The 22,461-nt window shown below is 59.5% G+C and carries 18 protein-coding genes and 3 pseudogenes; 4 read left to right on the top strand and 17 right to left on the bottom strand.

The features are described from left to right. Positions 1-101 precede the first annotated feature (101 nt). Positions 102-308: pseudogene (locus ACFPN9_RS12515) on the top strand (type IV secretory system conjugative DNA transfer family protein); the annotation flags it as partial. 201 nt (positions 309-509) lie between these two features. Here ACFPN9_RS12515 and ACFPN9_RS12510 read toward each other — a convergent pair. The 7 genes from ACFPN9_RS12510 to ACFPN9_RS12480 form a co-directional block, all read right to left on the bottom strand. Next, a complete protein-coding gene (locus ACFPN9_RS12510; RefSeq protein ID WP_066733943.1) occupies positions 510-938 on the bottom strand; it encodes a Ros/MucR family transcriptional regulator in 429 nt (142 codons plus the stop codon). A gap of 66 nt (positions 939-1,004) precedes the next feature. Then, the gene (locus tag ACFPN9_RS12505) at positions 1,005-1,520 is read right to left on the bottom strand and encodes a type II toxin-antitoxin system VapC family toxin (protein ID WP_082737549.1); all 516 of its coding nucleotides are present in this window, start codon (positions 1,518-1,520) and stop codon (positions 1,005-1,007) included. Next, the gene (locus ACFPN9_RS12500) at positions 1,517-1,810 is read right to left on the bottom strand and encodes a type II toxin-antitoxin system Phd/YefM family antitoxin (protein ID WP_066733945.1); all 294 of its coding nucleotides are present in this window, start codon (positions 1,808-1,810) and stop codon (positions 1,517-1,519) included. Before ACFPN9_RS12500 ends, ACFPN9_RS12505 begins: the two co-directional genes overlap by 4 nt. A gap of 252 nt (positions 1,811-2,062) precedes the next feature. Beyond that, complete coding sequence (locus ACFPN9_RS12495; protein WP_377817136.1) at positions 2,063-2,875, bottom strand: hypothetical protein; 813 nt, start codon at positions 2,873-2,875, stop codon at positions 2,063-2,065. Positions 2,876-3,422: 547 nt separating this feature from the next. Further along, a complete protein-coding gene (locus ACFPN9_RS12490) occupies positions 3,423-3,776 on the bottom strand; it encodes a hypothetical protein (RefSeq protein ID WP_082735130.1) in 354 nt (117 codons plus the stop codon). A 1-nt stretch (position 3,777) separates the two neighbouring features. Continuing rightward, entirely contained in the window at positions 3,778-4,464 is a 687-nt protein-coding gene (locus ACFPN9_RS12485; RefSeq protein ID WP_082735131.1) for a ParA family protein, read from the bottom strand. Positions 4,465-4,773: 309 nt separating this feature from the next. Beyond that, positions 4,774-6,777, bottom strand: a complete 2,004-nt coding sequence (locus ACFPN9_RS12480) for a ParB/RepB/Spo0J family partition protein (RefSeq protein ID WP_082734959.1) — start codon at positions 6,775-6,777, stop codon at positions 4,774-4,776. A gap of 516 nt (positions 6,778-7,293) precedes the next feature. Between ACFPN9_RS12480 and ACFPN9_RS12475 the strand changes: the two genes are divergently transcribed. Then, positions 7,294-7,593 carry a toxin-antitoxin system TumE family protein gene (locus tag ACFPN9_RS12475; RefSeq protein ID WP_066734810.1) on the top strand — a complete coding sequence of 100 codons (300 nt, stop codon included), beginning with the start codon at positions 7,294-7,296 and terminating at the stop codon, positions 7,591-7,593. Then, on the top strand, positions 7,590-7,931 hold the full coding sequence (locus ACFPN9_RS12470) for an HVO_A0114 family putative DNA-binding protein (protein ID WP_066734812.1): 342 nt from the start codon (positions 7,590-7,592) through the stop codon (positions 7,929-7,931). The genes ACFPN9_RS12475 and ACFPN9_RS12470 overlap by 4 nt, the downstream gene beginning before the upstream one ends. A 51-nt stretch (positions 7,932-7,982) precedes the next feature. On the opposite strand, the gene ACFPN9_RS12465 is transcribed toward ACFPN9_RS12470, so the two are convergent. The 10 genes and pseudogenes from ACFPN9_RS12465 to ACFPN9_RS12420 all read right to left on the bottom strand — a co-directional run bounded on the left by ACFPN9_RS12465 (position 7,983) and on the right by ACFPN9_RS12420 (position 21,731). Then, positions 7,983-8,540: a recombinase family protein gene (locus tag ACFPN9_RS12465; protein ID WP_377817135.1), complete on the bottom strand. Its 558-nt coding sequence runs from the start codon at positions 8,538-8,540 to the stop codon at positions 7,983-7,985. Between the two features lie 628 nt (positions 8,541-9,168). Beyond that, entirely contained in the window at positions 9,169-10,560 is a 1,392-nt protein-coding gene (locus ACFPN9_RS12460; protein ID WP_377817134.1) for a porin, read from the bottom strand. Between the two features lie 302 nt (positions 10,561-10,862). Then, positions 10,863-11,525 carry a regulator of G-protein signaling domain-containing protein gene (locus ACFPN9_RS12455; RefSeq protein WP_156450128.1) on the bottom strand — a complete coding sequence of 221 codons (663 nt, stop codon included), beginning with the start codon at positions 11,523-11,525 and terminating at the stop codon, positions 10,863-10,865. 240 nt (positions 11,526-11,765) lie between these two features. Then, positions 11,766-12,890 (bottom strand): 6TM ABC transporter family protein, encoded by a 1,125-nt coding sequence (locus ACFPN9_RS12450; RefSeq protein ID WP_377817133.1) that lies wholly within the window; start codon positions 12,888-12,890, stop codon positions 11,766-11,768. A gap of 164 nt (positions 12,891-13,054) precedes the next feature. After that, the gene (locus tag ACFPN9_RS12445; protein ID WP_377817132.1) at positions 13,055-14,563 is read right to left on the bottom strand and encodes a TolC family outer membrane protein; all 1,509 of its coding nucleotides are present in this window, start codon (positions 14,561-14,563) and stop codon (positions 13,055-13,057) included. Beyond that, on the bottom strand, positions 14,560-17,829 hold the full coding sequence (locus ACFPN9_RS12440; protein ID WP_377817131.1) for an efflux RND transporter permease subunit: 3,270 nt from the start codon (positions 17,827-17,829) through the stop codon (positions 14,560-14,562). Before ACFPN9_RS12440 ends, ACFPN9_RS12445 begins: the two co-directional genes overlap by 4 nt. Positions 17,830-17,840: 11 nt before the next feature. Then, positions 17,841-19,190, bottom strand: coding sequence for an efflux RND transporter periplasmic adaptor subunit (locus ACFPN9_RS12435; RefSeq protein ID WP_377817130.1), 1,350 nt, complete (start codon positions 19,188-19,190; stop codon positions 17,841-17,843). Positions 19,191-19,726: 536 nt separating this feature from the next. Then, positions 19,727-20,128: a hypothetical protein gene (locus tag ACFPN9_RS12430; RefSeq protein ID WP_377817129.1), complete on the bottom strand. Its 402-nt coding sequence runs from the start codon at positions 20,126-20,128 to the stop codon at positions 19,727-19,729. 288 nt (positions 20,129-20,416) lie between these two features. Beyond that, positions 20,417-21,396: pseudogene (locus tag ACFPN9_RS12425) on the bottom strand (IS3 family transposase). Between the two features lie 83 nt (positions 21,397-21,479). Next, positions 21,480-21,731, bottom strand: a complete 252-nt coding sequence (locus ACFPN9_RS12420) for an IS110 family transposase (protein WP_066735510.1) — start codon at positions 21,729-21,731, stop codon at positions 21,480-21,482. A gap of 51 nt (positions 21,732-21,782) precedes the next feature. On the opposite strand from ACFPN9_RS12420, the pseudogene ACFPN9_RS12415 reads away from it, so the two are divergent. After that, a pseudogene (locus tag ACFPN9_RS12415) lies at positions 21,783-21,935 on the top strand (integrase core domain-containing protein); the annotation flags it as partial. Positions 21,936-22,461: the final 526 nt, after the last annotated feature.

The following is a 22,461-nucleotide window of genomic DNA, read 5'->3' as shown; positions in this document are numbered from 1 at the left end:
GGCCAGACGGCGAAAAGCTGCTCGGCCGCAAGCCCAAATCGCCGCGTTCCCGGTCCGTCCAACTAAACGCGGTTTAGCGAACAAACCTTGAGGTGCCCCCGACCATGAGCCGCGCGCTCGATTCCGAAAAGTCAGGTATTTCCTACGGCGAACAGCACGTCGCCCGCCCACTCATGACCCCCGACGAGGTCCGCAACATGCCACAGACCGCCCAGATGCTCTTCATCGCGGGCCACCGCCCCATCATCGCCGGCAAACTGCGCTACTATTCAGATCGCGAGTTCGAAGGCATGTTCGACCATGGCTGACGCGCGATCCTGAGGCGCTGGGGCGATTAAAGCAGGCGGACCGGCGCTATGCAAAGCGCGCTCGCCTCCGGGCCGGCGCGGCAAAGCCGCGAGCACGCCTATCATCACGCGAAACAACGCCGAATCCCGTGACAGCCAAGCCAAACAGACGTTCAATTGGTCCGTCGAGCACGCGAACACTCCCGACTGACGTGATCCATCTCAAGTCTTGGCCCGCGCTCGTGCGCTTGCGGCTCCCTTACGGCCCAGCCCCATGGACTTTGCCAAAGCCGAGCGCGCCTCCGCATAGTTCGGAGCGACCATCGGATAATCGGCCGGGAGATTCCATTTTGCGCGGTATTGGTCGGGCGTCAGGCCGTAGCTCGCGCTCAGATGCCGTTTCAGGGATTTGAACGCTCTGCCGTCCTCGAGACAGATGATCGCGTCAGGCGTCATCGATCGGCGGATCGGCACGGCCGGAACCAGCGGTTCCGCCGCAACGGGCGCAGGCGGGCCCACCAAGCTGGCGAGCGCGGCATGGGTGCTCGCGATCAGCCGCGATAAGTCGGTCGTCGGCAGGTTGTTGCGCGTCACATGGGCCGACACGATCGACGCCGTCAGCGCAATCAACTCTTCATTGTTGTCAGACATTGAAACTCCTCGGTGATGGAAGGAACGCTAATCCAGTCGAGCCGCGATTTTTTCGATCTGGCCCGCTCATCGCTGGCCGACCGTCGTCAGTCGCGACAGAAGATCGGACGCCGTCATGTCTCCGGCCGGCTTCTCCTGGCCGGACGCCGTCGTGTACCGACCCGTCCAAGGGTTGAGAATGGGCACGCCAGCCGCCACGAAATGCGTCTCGTCGCGGCTCACGACGATCAAGTTGCCAACAGCCGCCGTAGCCGCGATGAACAGGTCGAGCTGCCCGAAATTGTGCCCCCGCCGGCGACCGGCCTCCAGCAACATCCGCCACCGCAGGATGACGTCCTCGGTCAGAGGCAGCGTGCGGCTGAAAAACAGAGGACGTAAGGTGTGCGCTAGCCAGTCCGACACGACGGTGCGGCGCTCGGCGTCGGGAGCCTGCTCGATTCCGAAACGGATCTCGGCGAAGGTCACCTCCGACACGAACAAAGTCTCTTCCGGCTGGGCGGACACGAACCCGGCGACCGCCTGGTCGGGCCGCGGCTTCCGCAGCTCCGACAGTACGTTGGTGTCCAGCAGAAAGCCGTTCACACCTCGACGTCCCGGACCGGCCCGGAAATGAAGGGCCGCTCCAGCATGATGTCGGCCAAGGGCGACGCGGCCAAAGCCTCGACCAGGCGACGCCCGGTGTGACGTTCCCGCTCGCGGTCATAAGATTCGGCCGAGACGATCACGACCGCATCCTTGCCGTGCAGCGTCACGCGCTGTGGCCCATGCTCGCGCGCCCGCTTCACGACCTCGCTGAACCGCGCCTTGGCGTCCTGAAGGCGCCAACGCTCGCCGAGGCCGATCGTGGTCTGCTCGCTCCGATTGGATTTCATCAATTGCTGCCCCACTGGTCACCGTGACTAGAATATGCGCCCGGACACCAGATTTGCCAAGGTGATCCCCCATCCTTTGCTCGATCGTCAAACCGAACGGCCGCATGCACACCGCGCATGTCTCCTTCCGCGAAATCGCGAAACTCGACCGAAATCCTTTGGCTTTTTCGAAAAGCCAATTGCGAGGGTGCCGTTTGCTCAGGTGGAGCAGAATCGAGCTTGAAGTCGGCCGCGAGGCGGCGCTGATCGCCGTCAGGCGACGGCCGTAGGCCGCCCGGAGGGTCTTTGCGCCGCCTCTGTTTGCGGTCGTCCGCTTATAGAAGAAGCCGATCTGGATAGATCGGTGCCCGTGGGGCCCATTTTTCTAGACCCTATCTTTCGCGAGGATTTGCTACCTGCCGTCTGCGCTCGAAACGGCAAGGTCCCATCTTCGCGCTCGGCGTTGATCGCGTGGCGGCGGACCTTGCCGCCGATGATCAGCCAGGCGTTCCAGGCCTGCGAGATGATGCGGATGACTGAGGGTAGATGCGGGCGCCCTTCCCTCTTGCGAAACTGCGTGCTGATCAAGAACAGCCGCTCGGCGATCCGGATGGCGTTGCGCGCCAGCGCGATGCAAACGCCGGCGCGCGCCGCGATCTCGCCGATCGTCAGAGCGCAGGTGCCGCGCCGGCTCTCGACCTCGTCGGCGATAATCCGCATCACCGCGAGCTGGCCCGTCGTGAACTTCGCCGCAATCTGCGGCGGCATGGGCCCTGACGCTGCCAGCCGTCGCCGGCGCGCGATCGAGCGCTGGCGGTCGGGCGACTTCGGCCGACGCTTCGGCGGGAAGATGCTGTTCTGCCCATCCAGCGCCCGCTCGAGCGCCGCCGTGGGCGCGCGCACCGCGACCCGGTCCTGGCCCCTCACCTGGCGCTTGCGCGCCTCGATCGCCTCGCTGAGCGCCTGCGCCTGCTCCTCCGTCAGAGCATTCGCGCCAAAGGCGCTCCACAGATCGCGGGCAATTTCGTCCAGGCGCGACAGCGTACGCACCTCCGCGATTACCCTCGACATCTCGACTGCGAACATGGCCCGATCCTTCAAGGCTGGGCCGCGTCGAACTTCCCTCCAAGCTCATCCCGTGCAGGCACAGATCCGCGATCGGACCCCATTCCCCCTCGCCTGTGCGAAGGGCATAGATATCCGTTCGCAAACCAAAATGGTTTGCGTTGACAGAACGATCCGGCTGTGAGAGATTTTAAGCCGTTCTACGGGCGGCTCTCACAGCCGTCACAAAAGGCCTTCAGCTCGCCAAAGCTGGGGCCTTTTCGCTTTTCAGGGGTCAGCGCGGACTGGTTGCACTTTCCTCTGGCATGTATGCCGCGTGAATAACGGCCTCCATGGCTTCTCTGCGTGATTTGAAGCGTCCCGTCGCTATCGCGCTGTCGATCGCCTTCCGAGCAAGCTCGTGGACGAAAACAGTGGTCTCATAGAATCCAGCCTCGTGCCGCCGTGATCGAATGGCAGCCATACGGGGAGCGGATTTTTGCAGCGACGCGGACACTAGAATCACCCTCAAAGCACTAGTGACGATGTGCGAGTCATACGATTCTTGCAACCCAGAAAATCGACAGGCCTATTTCGCGCCGGAGAGCTCCCGCTCGAGCAACATCACTGCTTCTTCGAGCGTTTCACCAAGGCCCCATCCCTTACGGTCAGCTATCCGGCAGAAGGCCTCAATGGTCTCGGGTCTAGCTTTCAAATTAAACTGTGCGTTGCGTCCCGTACGCCGACGCCGATCGATTTTGTGATTGACCGTCACTGGCAATTTCGGTTCGCGGCTTTTGAACCCGATAGCCTCGGCCATTTGCATGGTCGCTTCCTTAGGTGGCCTTGGAACACTGTTCTTCTTGGTGGCTGAGTCCCATGCCTTGGGATCGAACCCATCCAACTCTCCGCCAAACCCCAAGTCCGGGCGCTCATTGGTCATGTCAGGCTACCTTCTCGTCTTGAGTCGATTGCTTCAGCTTTGCGATAACCTCGCCTGCAAACTCGCGTGCATTCTCGCGGGCTTTTTCGAGGTTGCTGACATTTCGAGGATCAAGCGACGCCAAAGTACCGCCGAAATCGAATATATCTCGAAACGCCGCTCGCTCGACGATTGGAGTGATGAACACGTCGACTCCGCTTTTCGCAAGCTGCTCTTGAACGTTGCGCAGGGAGCGTGAGGTCACGGCAGCGCTTGTCCGCGTTAAGAGAACGCTATGCGCAATCCGGCGACGCGCCATCCGCTCTTGGTTTCGAATAAGCCGAATTGTTTTTGCGCCACCCTTTGCATCCATTGCTGAACCTTGGGTTGGAATTATAACAAGATCGGCCATTCCAATCGTATTGGCGACCATAAGACTGGCCGTTCCTTCCAAATCGACTATAACAAATTGAGAATCGCGCGAAGCATCATCGATTTGATCGACTATCGTATCTTCAGTCGCATTTTTTATTATTTTAATATTATCTGGTTTCCCTTTCAGCTCACCCCACTGAGATATCCATCTTTCGGGATCGGCATCGATTATGGTGACTTTGGCACCCTTCGCTGCCAGTTCCGACGCGAGCAGAAGAGCGGCCGTGGTCTTACCCGCTCCCCCCTTCGGGTTTGCAAATGCGATTGTTGGCATGGGCGAATCCTTCGTTTGGCGCACTTTAGATATCGAGTAGCTAACAGATAGCTACCAATATCAATTCATATTAGCTAGCTACTTGATAGCTATCTAGTAGCTAGCTGATATCAAAGCCGCTTTTTTGACAGTTCTTTGCCTTGGGTGGGGAGGGGAGCATGAGGGGCGGGGCTTTGGGGCGCCCCTGATCTGGTCCTGGGCGGGTCGATCTCGCGCAGGAGCAGTCCCGGCGCGCGAGCACCGCCCGGGCCATGAGACCCGGGTGGTTGATCCAATCGAAGAATGTGTGGATGCCGGCGGCGCGACTGCTTACTCGGCCGCCATCGCCATTGGTGCCTCGCCGGCAGCATCAACATGCTCGCGATCGGCGGCGTCGGACTGAACGGCACCGGGCGTCAGGAGCGGGGAGGGGAGCCAGCCCTTGCCGTCCAGTTCGCGTTCGGCCTGAGCGACGGCCTCAGGCTTAGGGCTGCGCTCGATCGCCTTGGCGGCGTCCTCGGAACACCCGGCCTCGCGAAGAATCGCGGCGATGGTCGATTTCGACAGGCGCGACAGGAACTCCTGTTCCGGGCTCCACCATAACTGCATGTCGAGATCGACGGCCTGCGCGATCTGGTTCGCCTGCGCCATCCGGCCACGGCTGATCTCATGGCGCGCGGTGACCGCATTGAGGTTCGCTGCCGACACCACGGCGAGAAGATCGGTCAGCGTGTCGATCGGCTGGTCGATAAGCCATGCCCAGAGATCGGCCTGATCACCGGGAAGGCGGTAGCCCCAAGCCTCGACAATCTCGGTCCAGCCCGACAGCGCCCGGCAGGCCTCGGACTGCTTGATGCTGAGTTCGAGCGCCTTGCGCTCACCCCTAACCTCGACGGCTGAGTGCATGTGCAGGCCCTGATAACGGCCATAGAAGCTGGCCAGCACCAAGGGATGCAGCATCGCCGCCATCGCGATGGTCGGCCGCTGCGAAATCTCGACCCGCATCGCCGCTGTCCGGATCGCCGTCAGCTCCTCGATCAGCGTCGCGGAATATCCGCTCGGCTCCGTGGTGTCGGGCTGTGAGGGCAGGGCAGGGGTCTCGCCATCATCCTGATCGCCCTGCTCACCATGATGCAGCCGCTCCAGCGCCAAGCGATCCTCTGCCTTGACAAGACCGCGCGTCACCTGAAGCGCGCCGTCATATCCGATCGCGACAAGGCAACCGGCCAAAGCCTGTTCCTCGGGAACGAAGCTCTCGGCCGCATGCTTGATGGCGTCGATGCGTTGTTCGATTTCGGCAAGTCGGTCTTCGTCGGCCGCGATCTGCGGATCGCCCTCGGCATGGGATTCGATCTGCTCGGCCATGGCGTCGTAGCTCTCGCCCAACGCGGCAAGCTCGGCCTGTTCGGCTTGCGAGTGATCGCGGCGGCGAGGGTGGATGCGACCATAGCCCATCTGATGAAGGCTGTCGGCCTCGATGCTGATGTCCGCCCATGCCCATCCTTCCGGCCGGACGGCATCCGCGACGGCTTGTAGCCGCTCGGCCGCCAGCTCCATCGCCAAGGGCCGGTTGGTCAGGAAGGTCGCCTGATCCTGCGAGAACAGGTCGCGCAGCACGGCCCCGCCGGCAGCCTCATAGGCCTCGATGCCGATGAAGCGCGCTAGCCGATCGCTACTGCGGATATGCTCGTCAGTCAGCACCGCGCGCAGATTGCCGGGGCTGCGGCTCCAGCCTTCGCGCCCGAACCAAGCCGTTTCCTGCGCCGCGTGATCATCGCTGATCGCCAGCGCGCGGGCCTGCTCGATCGTGATGGCATCCCCGCGCATCTCGTCCAAAATGGCCGGCGACAGGCTGGCGAGCTTCAAGCGCTGGCGCACCGTGACGACGGACTGGCCAAACCGGCTGGCGATCGCGTCAACCGGCAGCCCGTCCTCGACAAGGCGCTGATAGGCCAGCACCTCGTCGACGACATGCATGGCCTCACGCTGGGTGTTCTCGGCAAGGGAGATCTCAGTATCGCGCTCGGCCGCCAGCACATTGCAGAGGATGGCGATGTCCTTGCCGATCCGACCCTCCTTGGCTAAGAGCCGCAGCGCCGCCAGCCGACGCGCGCCGGCGACGACCTCGAACTTCTGGCCCTTGCCCGCCTTCCTGACGGTGAGGTTCTGGATCAGGCCATGCGCCTCGATGCTGTCGGCCAATTCGCCGATCCCGGCGGTCGCGTTCACCTTGCGAACGTTGGCGACACTGGGAACGAGCTTCGTCAGGGCGATGTGCTGGAAGGCGGTGGCGAGCGTGCCGATGGCGGCAGTCTTGGTGATCGTCGTGGTCATGGTGGTCTCTCCTGTTTGAGGCTGTAGGCCCGTCACCCGGCAGGGTGCAGGTCCGCCTGCACTCCTGCCTTCGCGGCGAGCAGCGGGGAGAGAGGGGGGCAAGAGCCAAATCGGGAGGGGGATCACCCACGCGGCTTCGCGCCGGGCGAGGGGCGGCGGCACGCGGGTCCTCGTCCCGGTCCTGCACAAGCCGCTTGCGGCGCGGAAGGATGGGGAGACCCGATTTGGCTCTTGCTGGGGAGAGAGGGCCGCGCGCCTCTCTCCCCGCCAAGCGCAACATCATCGCGCCGGCGGCGCGGCTTTTGCCGGCGCCTGGCGCCGGCCTGCGCGAGGGATCGTCACCGCAAGGCCGAGACGCCGGTCGGCGGCTCGGGGAGGGGCCTTTGCCCCGACTAGAGCCCGGTCACGGCAAAGCCGGGGCGCGCCATACCTGCTCACATGGGGGCGATAACAAGTGCCCCCAATAGCCATGTTGGAGACGTTGACAACATCACGCGCGTTGGACTATTATCCAACATGAATGCAACCCTGCTGCTGCGCGAACGGTTGATCCTGACGGAGACTGCGTTCGCCGAGATCGTGATCTGGCGTGTGCCATCGTCCGTGCGGGGCTCGCGACATGAGTTCAAATACAGCCTGGCGCTGATCAGCGATGGGGTCTGTGTGCTGCGATACGACAATGAGGCCGGCAAGGGCGACCATAAGCACCTGGGCGAGCACGAGGCGCCCTACGCATTTGTCGATCCGGAGCGTTTGCGTGCCGATTTTTGGAATGATGTCGAATCCTGGATGGCGAAGAGGAGCAACGAGCGATGAACACGGTGACTCTTGGCTTGCCTTCGGCTGAGGCGACCACCCAGCGGATGGCGGCTGCGTTTCGTGGCGAAGTGCAGGGCGCGCATCTGTCGTTCGCCTCGGCCGAGCTGCTCTGGAAGGTGCTGACCGCCAAGCGCTGGGAAATCCTGCGCGCCATGACCGGCGAGGGCGAGATAGCCATCCGCGAGATCGCCCGCCGTGTCGGCCGCGACGTCAAAGCCGTGCATGGCGATGTCCAGGCCTTGCTCACTGCCGGGATCCTCGATCGCGCCGACCGCGGCGTGATTTTCCCCTATGACGCTATCCATGTCGATTTTACGCTGACAAAGGCGGCATAACTCACAGAATTCATGCGACCGGGAGCGGGCCGGGCGGCACGGCGTGCGGTTTCACCTCGCCCTGAGTCTCGAAATCATCGAGTGCGAAACATTGTAGCTCCTAGCGATCTCGGTCATCGATTCCTCGCCGGCGTCGCGCCGCCGGACCGCCTCATCGCGCTGATGCTGGGTTAGCTTGAACCGCCTGCCGAGCTTAACGCCGCGGGCCTTTGCGCGAGCGCGCCCTTCGCCGGTGCGTGAGCGGATCAGTTCGCGCTCGAATTCCGCCAGGCCGGCGAGCACCGTCAGCATCAGCCGGCCATGGGCAGTCGTCGTGTCCGCCCATCCGTCACCGAGCGAGCGGAACGCTGCGCCCTTGTCGGCGACGACGCCGAGGATGTTGAGAAGGTCCCGCGTCGATCGCGCCAAGCGGTCTAGACGGGTCACGATCACGACGTCGCCGGCGTTCAGCGCGGCGAGCATTTTGTCGAGCTGAACGCGGTCGCGCTTGGCACCCGACACCTTCTCCTTGAAGAGCTTCGATGCGCCGGCCGCCTCGAGTCGCGCGACCTGAGCGTCGAGCGTTTGGCCGTCGGTCGAGACGCGAGCGTAGCCATAGGTGAAGGGCATGAATCAAGCTCGCATTGCGCACATATAATATGCACAGCGTAACCCACTGATATCGCGGCGTCGAGCGCGCTGTGCGTAATTCTTAACTTATGAACGAAACGCGGTTTTCGATGACACCCCGAATTTTGACGCATTCTCGTTCTCATTGAACAAGCGGCGATTGGCCTTGAGAAGCTTCAGCTCCAATTTTTCTAGAATTCTCTAAAAATCCATGGTCCAATCCAGAGCGTCCATCCTATGACACACCAATTAAGTTGTCTGTCGAATCAGACCATCAAAGTAGCTTTATTGCTGATAGGATCTCTTACAACATCACATATCTATGCTGCTGATGGTGGAATCAACACCGCTCTAGCCGAAGCTGGATGCATCCAGTCAGCCATCAAGAGACTGCCGCCGGTGGGCGAAAATCAAGTTTATGAAGCCACATGTATTGGAACATCACATACGATTGTAAGGCTGGTCTGCAGAAACGGGAAATGCGTATCGGACCATCCTCACGGCAGACTAAGTGATCCCGACGATCGGAGATGAACCAGGCTGACCCAGACCACAGCAGATAGCGCGGCGTCTACAAGAAAAGCCCCGGGTTTCCCCGGGGCTCTCTGTGACTGGGATCGGAAACCGATCAGAAGTCGCGCTGGATGCGCAGACGGCCAGCGAAGGCGTCGTCGCTCTTGACCAGACGGCCACCGGCTGCAAGCGGGACGCGCGTGCCAGCATTGTTGGCGGCCAGCACAGGCTGACGGAGCTCGGTGCGGCTGTAGAGAACTTCCACGCCGATATCGAGGCCAGAAACGGGCGACCAGATCAGGCTGGCTGCGACAATGGCTTCCTTGGGATCAAGCGGTCGGGCAACGATACCCGGAACCGTCTGACCGGCAACAACATAGTCCAGCTGAAGTTCCGAGTACGAAACCGCGAACTCCGAACGAAGCTGCGGGGTCCAGAAGTGACGCAGAGCGGCGAGAAGCGAGAAGCCAGTGGCCGAACGGACGTTACCGAAGCCGTCAACACCGAAATCACCGATCGTGAGCTGCGTCGCAGGCGTCGCAGTAAGTTGACGACCCGAACCAAACTGCGAAAACCAACCGAGGTAGCCAAGGGCGCCGTCAGCGTAAGCAGCCTGCAAGAACAAGACGTCACCGGCAGCAAGCATCGGCAGGTTGATCTTCACGCCCGCCTGAACGGCGAAGCCAAGCTCGTCATTCGAAGAGGTGAAGCCCGGGCCGGTGTTGGAGATGTTGCGCTGGGACAAAGCACCCGACAACTGAGCAGAACCCCAACCCTGGTCGACGCGCAGCGAAGCGACGAGATCCGGGAAGTCCTGGCCAAGGATCCTAGATCCAACACCAGCGGGGCTGATGACCGGGTTCTCGCGAAGCCCAAGACCAGGCACCACAGTAGATGCTCGATCTTCAAGAGAGATCGTACCAGAAAAGCCCGAACCAAATGTGGCTGTGTAGGCGAGCAAGTTCAAGCGAGCGTCAGCCGTGCGGACCACCGTAAAGGTATAGTCGTTCGCGTAGAAATCGAAGAACGACTGAGCACGACCAGCGGTGATCGGGCCGAACTGAATGAATGCGAGGTCAAGAATATCCGTAGTAGCAGGCGACGTGTTCCGAGCCTGGCCCGGGAGATTGATGCCCGGATTGAAGTTACCCCCCCCAACGTAATTACCACTGTTGTTGCTCAGCTCATAACGAAAGAACGTGCGCAGCGTGCCGTAGGCAGTTGCCGTGCGGGCGTCGATGTTGAGACGGCCGCGGGCGCGGGTGCCATAGGCGTCAGCCCCCTCACCGAAGCGATCACCGACCGAGTACTCGGCGCGGACACGACCACCAACGCGGAGGCAGGTGTCGGTGCCGGGGATGTAGAAGAAGCCAGCGCCGTAAGCAGAGCAGACGCGGACGTATTCGACGGGAGCGGCCTTCCGCGAGGGAAGATCGGCAGCGTGAGCCCCGGCGACCGCGGCGATGCCGGCGGCGGAACCGAGGAGGAGGCTCTTAACGAGCTTCATTGGTAACCTCCAAAATGAGTTTCGAGACCCTCGGGCTTCCGCCGGATCGTTGGTGACCAGCCCCAGGAGACCCAATCACCGAACCGGCTTGTTCCCGGTCTTTCGCCCGCGCCCCTGACCATTCAAAGGCGAAGACGAAAAACAGCGACCGGGAACGTCCCGACGCAAAACAACCATACGAATGCCGGGAGGCCGATCAACCTCGATCACGTCGCCGAGATCGCTAGAGGCAGCAATTTGGAGGGATTAGTCGCCAATGTGGCTATCAGGCAACATTCCGCCTCGAGAATCATTGCAAAAAATCAAAGGTTAACTTTTTCAGCTACAGAATTTGCTTGTTGCATTTTTTGAGCCTCTCCTAGCAGATCTTCCGAGATTCGGCGCATGTCTGTAAGCAGTTTTTTGATTTTTTTTTCTGATAAAACCATAGTAGATATATTTTTGAGAGAATATTTATTTTGTATTCTTGTCGCGAGATCAAATGACAACGATTTTTTTTGGAGTAAAACTGCACTTATAAACGCCGGCGAACAATCTAATTCTATTGCAAACTTTTTTTGATTCAATTCCGAAACATTCAACGCCAAGTGTATAATTTCACTCGAAAAATTGATCAACGATTCTAATTCATTGACATGAAATCTTATTGTACTTAATTTATTCTCAATATCATTTATCTTGAATATATCATAGTATTCTAACTTTAATTTCACGTTCCCAATATCATACTTATCGTCAGTAGAATTGACATGGTGCACGACTTCGTCGCCGCTGATAGTTGATTTGAATCCAATACCCTGTGCGATATAATACCCTTTAAGACGTACCAAAGTCGTATCAGATATTGCGCGTGAGCCACGCTCGAATTCCGTCAGCGTTCGTTTTCCTATGGGAGCTTGCTCGCAGACTGTCTTCATATCCAGATTCAAAAACGCGCGTGCTGCTCGGGCCTGTGAAGGAGTCATTCTGTTTCTTTCCGACGCTATACTAAGACTGTCTTTTAGGGTGCCCCTGCCTTAGTAGACAGGCATCGGCGCGTGGAAAATTCCGGTCAGCGCCGGATCAAAAGATGCCAGCAACCCGAAGATTGACACACCGACAGAGAGTTCTTGTCATCTCAAATGACGTTGCATGCTCAAGCCGCTCATACAACGGCAATCACTTCTGCGTAACGGGCCCGAGCATCCGACCAGTTTCTCGCAAAATCAAACAACTCGCGCAACGCCGGAGCAATCTCGCGATATGCGGCTAGAGCCGCAACAAGTGCGCCAAGCGATAATCTCTGTTGCAAAACAAGATAGCCTCCGATTGAAAAAAAAAAACGGTGTCAGATTTGTTGTAAAATTATAGAGGCATTTGAAACGTGATTTAAGCTTCGATATTTCTATCTGCGCCCCTTCTATTGCCGCTGTTTGACGGATACGAAAGCGCGTTGGTGACAGCAGCCCCTCATTGTTTCCTGCACCCTCTTCCTGCGTGAGAGATTCATTGAAAACGCGGGTCATATGCACACGCTCCCGAACCTTGCTGTTGATCTGCCGCTGAAGCCGCGGCAGCACTGCGATCTGTAACGGCAACATGATTAAGGCCGCGAAGGCAAGCGCGATGTCCTGAAAAAACAAAAAGAGCAAGCTGGTGATAAACGTTCCGCCTTGGATCAGTGGCACGAGTAGGAGGCTTCCGCCGAAATAGCCGATCGGTTCGCATTCCTGAATGGCGACAGCAGCCAGTGTCGATCTTGCGCGCGGGCAACGTTCATCTCGGCGCCTTCGGATTGCGGAGAGCCGGATATGCCGCACTATGCGTTCATGAATTTTTCCCCGCACGACATTTGCCGTATACTTAATTAGGCTACTAACAATAAGAACTAGTAGGTAACAGGTGCATAATAAAAGCAATATTTTGACCGGCGCAAGCGAATTAATTATAAACAACTCAGTCGTTGACTTATTGTCAGCCAAAACTTGATTTACTATCAATTTTGGTAAAAGCAGCTGGACATAAGTTAGTGGTAGAGCAATCAATGATAAAATCACGATACGAATCTGTAATTTACATGTTCGACGCAAGACAAAGTTTTCAAGTAGTATGGATATTTTTGTTATATTTGGCGAACCCGGAGCCGCATCCTTTCGATAGCTTTGTGCTTGACGCCGCCATTTTATAAGAGTTACTGAACCAATACGCAGCACCTGCAGGCCGAGCCAAGTGGGCGCAATTACAAGCACTAATACGAATATTGGAAGTATCCAACGCTGGTCTCCTGGAGTGTGAATCCAGACAACTATATGCATGAGACGATAGAGTTGTTCGACGATTTCCTGTGTCACTGATTAGCTCATGTTAATTACAAAACTTGCACGAAGCCGCACTGCGGATATTGCTTTCGCAGCGTAAACTCTCGAGCTGAGAAGCGGCTCCCCGGGGCTGCGGGGAGCCGCCCTCGCCTCCATCGCGAGCTTGGGCGATTTCGCGATAGAACTCGGATTTTGGATCAACGGCCAGTTGGGGTGTCTAATCCGCCCCAGAGGTTCTTAACTTGGTCGGAATGCTGCGTAGGTTCGTACACTTGAACTGCAAGGCCAAGCCGGCGCGCCGAGAGTCGCCCGGTGGCCAGTAGCAGTGCATAGGAGGCTACCACTCGATCTCGCTGGGCCGTCGCCAGATTGACGCGAGCGTTCAGGAGATCCTGCTGCGCGTTAAGGACGTCCAGTGTCGTACGCCGGCCGACACGAGCTTCCTCGCGAACTCCGGTCAAAACAATCTCGCTGGTCCGGATCTGCGTCTGCGCAGATTCAATCTGCGCCTTGGCGGTCTCAAGCACACTCCATGAGGTCGACAGCGCCGCGCGGACTTCGTCGCGGACAACCTCGGCCTCGGCTCGGCGCTGGCTGGCACTTTCCTTGGCTTGCCGCGTCCGAGAGTAAATCTCACCGCCTTCGTAGATCGGGACCGTCACCTGGAGCGTGGAGGAACCCGCTCTCATCCGATCGCCACGTGCCTCGCTGTCGTAGCGCTGCGATATGCTCGCGACCAATCCAACGGCCGGGTAGAGAGCGCTTTTAACGACCCTCACCTCCAGTTCCGCTGCATTGACGCCGTGGAGGGCTGCCGCGATGGCTGGGTGTTGGGATAGGGCAGTCCGCATGCCATCCGCAGCGCTGCGCGGGAGAAGCTTGTCTGCCACCGGCGTACCCGGCGTCAGGGATCGCGGCTCGGAGCCGATTAACTGTCGATAGCGGGCTCGGCTAGTATTGAGATTAGCTGCCGCGAGGTTGACCTGGGCCCGGCCGCTGGCAAGGCGCGCCTCTGCCTGAGCGATGTCCGTTCGTGTAACCTCACCGGCCGCATAGCGTTCGCGTGCCCGATAGAGCGTTTCTTCCAGAAGTTTGACATTGGTCCGCTGTAGGTCGAGCACGGCTTGATCCCGCAGCACGTCCATATAGGCCGTAGCGGCATCGAGCAGGACATTCTGCTCAGAGTTGCGCAATGTTTCACGCGCGGCGAGGACCTGAACTTCTGCTTGTGAAACAGAGTTTCTCGTTCGGCCCCCATCAAAGAGGTTCTGCTCGAAGGAGAGTTCAGCACCCCGCGGCAGCGTACTCTGCCGCTGTGTTCGCTTGATCTGCGCCGTAAGTTCTTCCTCGCCATCAACACCGGAAATTGCACTTCTTCGCTCGCGACTGCGTTCCCGCTGGAATTGAGCACCGCCATCAGCCTGCAGTTGCGCCCGTGGACGATAACCGGAAAGGGCCTGAGGCACAGTCTCGTCTACCACTCGGACTTGTGCGCGCTGTGCATTCAACTGCGGGTTAGCCCCGTAAGCCCGCGCCAACGCTCCTGACAGAGTTTCGGCCGAGCCCGGCGACACAGCAACGATTGCGACCAGAGCAGCCAAGCCGAATGGCAAAAGCCAGCTTACTATGCACATGTCTGGCGTGCCGACGTTCGGAGAAGACTGTTCCTGTCTCTGATATCGATGTCCCGATGCCTGCCCCGTCATTCGGCGGCCTCCCGAAGCGGGGGCGTAAGACGGGGAGCCGGGGCATCACCCAAAAGCGATGTTTCCTCTTCCTTCTGCGGTCGGCTTGCAAATCGCGCGTAAAGGGCAGGCAGCACGATCAGCGTGAGCAGCGTCGCGCTGATAAGACCCCCGATCACGACAGTGGCGAGCGGCTTCTGCACCTCTGCGCCTGTGCCCGTAGCGAGCGCCATCGGCACAAACCCAAGCGAGGCGACCAGCGCGGTCATCACGACTGGGCGAAGGCGCGTGAGGGCCCCTTCGCAGATTGCCTCCTTAAGCGGTCGCCCTTCCTCTACCAACTGCTTGATGAAGGTCAGCATGACCAGGCCGTTGAGCACCGCTACACCCGACAGTGCGATAAAACCAACCGCCGCCGGCACCGAGAACGGCATCCCACGCAGGAACAGGGCGGCGATCCCGCCCGTCAGCGCCAGCGGTACAGCGCTAAACACCAACAGCGCGTCACGCGGTGAGCCAAGCGCTGAATAGAGCAGCAGGAAAATTAGGAAGAAGCAGCCGGGTACGACGACCATCAGTCGCTGACGGGCGGCCTCCAGGTTTTCGAACTGCCCGCCCCAAGTAATCCAGGATCCAGGCGACAGCGTCACGCCCGCCGCAACCTTGGTCTGCGCTTCAGCTACCACGGAGGCAATATCGCGACCACGAACGTTCGCAGTCACGACTATGCGGCGCTTGCCGTTCTCTCGGCTGATCTGATTGGGTCCCTCGGCCGTGGAGAAACTCGCGACCTGTTTCAGCGGCACGGAAGCCATCCGGCCTGCGGCGCCCGCCCCGGGCAAGGGAACCGGCAAATTTTTCAAAGCCTCGAGATCGTCGCGGACATAGTCGGGCAGGCGAACCACGATCTCAAATCGTCGGTCCCCCTCGAACAGCACGCCTGCCTCGCGCCCACCGATAGCCGCGCCGATCACATCCTGCACTGCAAAGTGTGACAGGCCCAAGCGGGCGATTTCGGCTTTGTCGATGCGGATTTCTAGGAACGGCAGGCCAGTCACCTGCTCCACCTTCACGTCCTCAGCGCCCTGGACGCTCCGCAGAACCGTTGCAACCTGGTTCGCCGCTGGCAGCATGGTGTCAAACTCCTCGCCGAACACCTTGACCGCAAGGTCGCCGCGGGTGCCCGCGAGGAGTTCGTTGAACCGCATCTGAATCGGTTGGGTGAACTCGTAATTATTGCCGGCGACCTCGTTCACCGCTGCTTGAATGTCGGCAATGAGCCTGTCCTTAGGCAGCTTCGGGTCTGGCCATTCGGACTCAGGCTTTAAGATGATGAAGTTGTCGGAAACGTTTACCGGCATGGGGTCCGCCGCGACTTCAGCGGTACCGGTCTTGGAAAACACAAGTGCCACCTGAGGAAAACGCGCCACGGCCTTCTCGACCTTAAGCTGCATGTCCTGGGATTGTGTCAGTGAGGTCGAGGGGATACGCATCGCGTGCATGGCGATGTTTTTTTCGTCAAGCTGGGGGATAAATTCCTGGCCGAGCCTGCTAAACAAGCTGACCGCCGCGAGGAAGATAAGCACCGCACCGCCGATGACTGCCGCCGGCCGCCGGATCGCGCCGGCGAGAACAGGCCGGTATATCGCTTTCAGCCAGCGCACCAGGAACACGTCCTTCTCGGTGACCTTGCCGGTGATGACGATGGCGATCAGGGCTGGCACAAAGGTGAGCGAGAGGACGAAGGCGGCCACCAGTGCGATGATGACTGTAAGGGCCATAGGCGCGAACATCTTGCCCTCGACCCCGGTGAAGGTGAGGAGTGGCACGTAGACCAAGATGATGATGGCTTGGCCGTAAACCGATGGTTTGATCATTTCCTCAGCCGACACCCGCACAGTGTCGAGGCGCTCCTCCGTCGTGAGTTTCCGGCCCAGCTTATGTTGGCGCTCGGCTAAGTGCCTGAGCGAGTTCTCGGCGATGATGACCGCACCATCGACGATCAGTCCGAAGTCGAGCGCCCCGAGACTCATCAAGTTGGCGCTGATTTTGCCCTGTACCATGCCGGTCATGGTCATCAGCATCGCCACCGGGATCACCATTGCAGTAATGATCGCGGCTCGGATATTGCCCAGCAAGAGGAACAACACCCCTATAACAAGGAGCGCGCCCTCGATCAGGTTTTTCGCCACTGTCTTCACCGTGGCATCGACAAGCAGCGTACGGTTGAGGACGGTTCGCGTTTCGACGGAAGGCGGCAGCGAACGCGTGATCTCTTTCATGCGAGCATCGACAGCTGCCGAGACGGTACGACTGTTGCCACCGATCAGCATCAGAGCGGTACCGACCACCGCCTCCTCCCCGTTCATCGAGGCCGAGCCGGTTCGAAGTTCGCGCCCGATGCCAACGGTTGCGACGTCCTTGATGCGCACCGGAGTGCCGCTGCGGGTGGCGACGACGACGTTACCAATCTCCTCCACACTCTCGATACGCCCGGCCGAGCGCACAACGTAGCCCTCGCCGTTGCGCTCCAGATAGCCGGCGCCGCGATTTTGGTTGTTGCCCTCGATGGCCTCGGCCACATCCTTGAAAGATAGACCGTAGCCGATGAGCTTCGCCGGGTCAGGCTGGACCTGATATTGCTTCTTGTAGCCGCCGATGACATCGACGCCAGCGACGCCGGGCACCGTCTTGAGCTGGGGACCGATGATCCAGTCTTGCACTGTGCGGAGATATGCGGCGCGTTCGAAGTCGTTCTTGAGCCGCTGCTTTTCCGGAGTCAGGTAGCTGCCGTCCGACTGCCAGCCGGGCTCGCCGTCACGCACCGGCGCGCCGTCGCCAGGCTTTTTGTAGTGGACGGTCCACATGAAAATCTCACCGAGGCCAGTTGAGATCGGGCCCATGTGAATCTCGGCCCCGGGCGGCAAACTTGCCTTCGCTTCGCCAAGGCGCTCGTTGACCTGCTGCCGCGCGAAGTAAAGATCTGTCTTCTCACTGAAGACAGCGGTTACTTGGGCGAAGCCATTGCGTGAAAGCGAACGGGTGTATTCGAGGCCTGGGATACCGGCGAGCGCGGTTTCGACCGGGTACGTGACCTGCTTCTCGATGTCGAACGGCGAAAGCGACGGGACGACCGCATTGACCTGGACTTGATTATTCGTAATGTCAGGAACTGCATCGATTGGCAGTCGCGTCAGCGCGAATACGCCGAGCGCAGCAGCGAGCAGCGAGACTAGCAGCACTAACCAGCGCTGGCGTACGGAGAAGGCGAGAACAGCATTGATCATTGGTCAGGTCCTCAGTGCGCGTGCTCGGCCTCGGCTTTGCCGAGCTCCGCCTTGAGGACGAAGGAGTTGGTCACTGCCACCTCTTCGCCAGGATCGACGCCAAACACGACCTCAACGGATGAATCGTCCTGCTTGCCCAGCACGACATCCCGCTTCTCAAAACCCTGCTTGGTGCGTACGAACACAATCTGTTCGTTCTTGAGCGTCTGGAGGGCGGCACGCGGGAGCCGGATGTCAACCGGGATCTCTTCAATGATGATCTGAGCTGTCGCGAACGAGCCAGGTCGCCACATTAGACCCTTGTTGTCCATAGTAGCGATCACACGCGCCGAGCGAGTATCCTGATTGAGCATCGGGCTGATGAACGTGATACGGGCTTCGGATTTGGGACCGTCCGCACCAGCGTTGATCAACACCAGCTGACCCTCGCGCACCTGGGCCAGGTCAGCGGTCGAAACCGCGAGTTCGACCCAAACGCTCGACAGGTCGGCGATGACATAAACCTCCTTCTCTTGACCTTCGCCACCGACTGGAGCGCCAAGGTCAACCCGACGCTCGACTACACGGCCCGCAATCGGCGCATGCAACTCGTAGCGCTGCATGCCAAGCGACTTCGGCAGCTCGCCTTCACTAGAAGAGACTTGACGGAAGGGCTTGACCTCACGCCTCACGCTAGCGACTTCGCGATCACTGACGCCGAGAGCGGTCAACTTTTGGCGAGCTAGGTCGACCCGAAGCGTCGCCTCGGAAAATGTGCTGCGGGCTTTAAGGTATTGCTGTTCGGCGGAAATCTTCTTGTCCCAAAGCGACTGCTCGCGCTCGAACAGCGTGCTTTGGAGGTCCTGATTGACCAGAGAGGCAAGCAATTCGCTCTTGGCCTCGGCAACCTCCCGACTATCGAGCACGGCGACTGTTTCGCCCTTAACGACCTGGTCGCCCAAACGCTTGTTGAGTTCGGCGACGGTGCCGATGACCCGGGCAGCGACACGACCGACACGGTCAGCGTCCATTGCGATAACGGCTGGTACTGTCAGCGTACGAGACAGTGATCCACCTGCTGCGGGCGCTACCGTGATTCCGGCGGTAGCGATCCGCTCGGGCGTCATCACAACTGCGCCTTCCGGTCCTTCCTTCTCGCCCGAACCGTGCGCGTCGGCTTTTTTGGAGCCGTGACCATGGTCATCGCTTTCGCGCTTCCCCTCCCCGGCCTGCATCACCGCGTGGGCAGCCTGCGAGATAGCTGGCGGGAGTGGGACGGCATTCAACGCAGCGCGGACCGCCTGCGAAACGGCCGGCACGAGACTGCCGACGGCAACTCCGATCACGCCGACAAAAACGATGACGAAAAGACGTTTGATCATAGCAAGACCCTCACCACGGGCGCACGAAGCTTGCCCATACATTGCTCAGCGCTGACAAGAGCAGCGGAGCGCTCAACGCACCACCAAAGCGCTCCCAAGTGAGAGCGGAAAGCTCAAGGGGCTAGACCCCCACGAGCTCGATCAGGCGCGACGGGGTGGCTTGAAGGGTAGGGATGATAAAGCGCGACTGGGCTGCAAATCCGCTTCTCGCGGAAGCGGCACGGCCAATGTAAGTCGCCGAATAGGCAAGGTCTTAAAGTGCGTACGAGCGACCGAATGCATGCAATGAGCATGCTGGACAAGCTCGTCGTCCAATGAGTTCCCTGTCGGACCAGGCGAGCCGATATCAGTCGAACTCGTGATGGCAGCGCCAGAAGGACCCACGTCCAATCCGGTCGTAAAAGCCGAGACAGGAACAACAAAAGTCATAACCAAGACAAGAACAAGAGCGCGCACGACCGCTGTCTGCCAAAGGCAGCGTGGCAACACACTAAAACTTGTCAATTTAAGCATAATATTGGCGATTACCAGCTCATCTAGCGTGCGTCAAGGCTGTAGCGACCCTTGCCGGCCTCGGCCGTACCCGACTTCAACGTCACAGTCGCACGGAATTTGCCGGCAACGGGAAAGTCGATTTTGCCTGCGAGGCGGTTCTCCCCTGATGGGCTCATCTCAACTGTTTTCTGCTGGTTATCAGCGGCAAGCACGACGGCAGTAGCCGAGAATTTGGCCGCATCGACCTTCTTCTCTTGTTTATCGACGATGTAGAGCATGACGTCCGAGCCTTTCACGACCAGTTCAGCCTCGTAGGCGCCAATTTGCTGAATCTGACCGCCGTTCGAGGCAGCGTGGGAATGACCGCCTTGGGCCATCGCCCCACCCCCGCCCAAAATCAGAGCGGCCGACGCGACCAAATACCCTCGAGCAACAAACGTCATCAAACGTCCTCCTATTCCGTTTCGCATCACAATTCCTCTCTTTTGACGACTTGCTGACCTACTTCGCGCTCGGCATGGATGATACACTATGATAGCAGATCCACACGGGCTTTAGAAGCGCATCCGGCTCACACGCTCTGTGTCTACAAGCTGATGCCACTAGAGGGTCAAGGGGGGGGCTAATTTTTCACCGCTGGAACGGACTAACCCGCCCAGATCAGCCAAAGCCCTACGAAAGCTGGAGTTGGAGTTGACCCGTTTCCGTGGACTGTTCACGGCTATGGCGGGTCAAATCAGCTCATGATGCTTCCTTTCGTATTCGATGGGCGAGGGGTAGCCCAGCACCGAATGGCGTCGTGACGGGTTGTAGAAGCCTTCGATGAAGTGGAAGACGGCCATCCGCGCCTCGCTGTGCGAGCGAAAGCGGTTTCGGTCGAGCAGCTCACATTCCAGCGTCGCGAAGAAGCTCTCGCACATGGCATTGTCATAGGCGTCGCCGACGGAGCCGGTCGAGGGCCTGACGCCGGCGTCCTTGCAGCGGTTGCCGAAAGCCAGCGAGGTATATTGCGAGCCCTGATCGCTATGGTGGATGACGTTCTCGGGCTTACGTGCGGCGAGCGCCATGTCGAGCACGTCGAGCACGACACGGGTCTTGAGATCGGCGGAGAAAGCCCAGCCGACGATGCGCCTGGACCATGCGTCCAGCACGACCGCGGCGAGCCACGCGCTTCTTGCCGATCGCCACGCACTCGGCCTTGAGCTCGGCGTGAATGCGCGGCGCGCCATAGGTCTTGTGCGAGGCGCCATGGATCATGCAGATCTTCCGGATGAGATCGACGTCTCGCGCAGCCAGCAGTGATGCAGGCCTGCCGCGCCAAGCATAATAGCCTGACGCGGAGACCTTGAAGACACGGGCCATGGTCTTGATCGGAAAGACGGCTCAGGTAGCGCGCTCATGAACCGGAAAACCCGTTCGGGTTCGCCTTGCTCTCCCGCGCGAACCAGGCCGCCGCCTTTGACAGGATATCGCGCTCCTGGCGCAACCGGTGGTTCTCACGACGAAGGCGGATCAGTTCTTCGCGCTCGGCGCTGGTCGGGCCGTCGCTGCGCTTGCCGGCGTCGCGCTCGGCCTGACGAACCCAATTTGCGATGGACTGCGCGGTCGGCTCGAACTCTCGCGACAGATCTTCAGGCGTTCGCCCCGATCGGACCAGCTCGACCATCTGTCGCCGAAACTCCGGCGGATAGGCGCTTCGAAAACGCGGCATCGGACACTCCAGAAAATGACTTCAAGGGTGTCCACAAAACCGGGTCAACTCCACTCGACCAACTTCACGTGCACGGCCTTGAATCAGCCCGAGCGTACGAGCTGTGCCAGAGAGCGCGCATCGTTGCGATCGGTCTTGTTCATGCTCATCGCCGCGATCGCAGCCTTGGAATGCCGCGTCTCCATGCAGGCGACCGGATAGCCGCAGTCACGCAGACCGAAATACAGCCATTGCGACAGGGGGCCAGCCTCCAGGCCGACGCGCTCGAACGTACCCGTCAGCTGACTCAGATGGGCCGCAATCGACTCAGGATCGGAGGGCGCTTTGGCCTCCACCTTGCAGCATGAGCGCCGATGCCGGCCAAGCTCAAGCCCCGATTACCCCATCTCATCGAGCACTGGTTCATGAGCCTGCCCGATGCCCGGGAGAAAGTGGAGGCTTGGCGAAGGGAGTACAACGAGCTACGACCTCATAGCGCGATCGGGAACAAGACCCCGATACCGCTCGTCAATCGACCACCGGCATGCAGCCCTCGGTGACCGTTTACCCCCTGGAAGCGGCCAGCAAGCCGGTCCAGCATCGGAGGCAGGCTCACCAACCGCCGGAACGAACTCAGCGCTGGATAGAAACTGAGGGCAACGTCATAATATTACAAATCATTCTCATATGCATTACGATAGCTATCTTCGTCGAGGACAAGACACACCGTGCCAAATTCCAGCTCACATGGAGCCGTTATGAAGCTACTCTACGCTGTCACTGCATACGGCCTCGGTATTTCGCTTGCTCTTGCTCAACCTCAGAGATGGACGAATCGTACCGACACGCCTGGAATCGGCGATGGAACGGACGACCGTCCGGCGAAGGGTATCCAAGATAACTCTTTCCTGATTGAGGAGGCCTACAATCAGGAGGCTGGAGTCGTTCAGGGTATTGCTACGCTACGGAGGCAGGGCCGAGATCGCTATCTAGGCCGTAAACCCATAAGACCGTCCGGCCGATTCCAGCGGCGTCGATTTCGTGATTCAAGCTCCGAAAGAGGAGCTTGGCGATGGGACGCTACGA

Source organism: Allobosea massiliensis, from assembly GCF_042655245.1.
GTDB lineage: Bacteria > Pseudomonadota > Alphaproteobacteria > Rhizobiales > Beijerinckiaceae > Allobosea > Allobosea massiliensis.
This window is presented reverse-complemented; position numbering and strand designations above follow the sequence as displayed.

Excerpts from the sequence above, each read along its gene's own strand:
- ACFPN9_RS12510 (WP_066733943.1), bottom strand. The coding sequence starts at position 938 with ATGTCTGACAACAATGAAGAGTTGATTGCGCTGACGGCGTCGATCGTG.
- ACFPN9_RS12500 (WP_066733945.1), bottom strand. The coding sequence starts at position 1,810 with ATGAAATCCAATCGGAGCGAGCAGACCACGATCGGCCTCGGCGAGCGT.
- ACFPN9_RS12495 (WP_377817136.1), bottom strand. The coding sequence starts at position 2,875 with ATGTTCGCAGTCGAGATGTCGAGGGTAATCGCGGAGGTGCGTACGCTG.
- ACFPN9_RS12490 (WP_082735130.1), bottom strand. The coding sequence starts at position 3,776 with ATGACCAATGAGCGCCCGGACTTGGGGTTTGGCGGAGAGTTGGATGGG.
- ACFPN9_RS12485 (WP_082735131.1), bottom strand. The coding sequence starts at position 4,464 with ATGCCAACAATCGCATTTGCAAACCCGAAGGGGGGAGCGGGTAAGACC.
- ACFPN9_RS12480 (WP_082734959.1), bottom strand. The coding sequence starts at position 6,777 with ATGACCACGACGATCACCAAGACTGCCGCCATCGGCACGCTCGCCACC.
- ACFPN9_RS12475 (WP_066734810.1), top strand. The coding sequence starts at position 7,294 with ATGAATGCAACCCTGCTGCTGCGCGAACGGTTGATCCTGACGGAGACT.
- ACFPN9_RS12470 (WP_066734812.1), top strand. The coding sequence starts at position 7,590 with ATGAACACGGTGACTCTTGGCTTGCCTTCGGCTGAGGCGACCACCCAG.
- ACFPN9_RS12465 (WP_377817135.1), bottom strand. The coding sequence starts at position 8,540 with ATGCCCTTCACCTATGGCTACGCTCGCGTCTCGACCGACGGCCAAACG.
- ACFPN9_RS12460 (WP_377817134.1), bottom strand. The coding sequence starts at position 10,560 with ATGAAGCTCGTTAAGAGCCTCCTCCTCGGTTCCGCCGCCGGCATCGCC.
- ACFPN9_RS12455 (WP_156450128.1), bottom strand. The coding sequence starts at position 11,525 with ATGACTCCTTCACAGGCCCGAGCAGCACGCGCGTTTTTGAATCTGGAT.
- ACFPN9_RS12445 (WP_377817132.1), bottom strand. The coding sequence starts at position 14,563 with ATGACGGGGCAGGCATCGGGACATCGATATCAGAGACAGGAACAGTCT.
- ACFPN9_RS12440 (WP_377817131.1), bottom strand. The coding sequence starts at position 17,829 with ATGATCAATGCTGTTCTCGCCTTCTCCGTACGCCAGCGCTGGTTAGTG.
- ACFPN9_RS12435 (WP_377817130.1), bottom strand. The coding sequence starts at position 19,190 with ATGATCAAACGTCTTTTCGTCATCGTTTTTGTCGGCGTGATCGGAGTT.
- ACFPN9_RS12430 (WP_377817129.1), bottom strand. The coding sequence starts at position 20,128 with ATGACGTTTGTTGCTCGAGGGTATTTGGTCGCGTCGGCCGCTCTGATT.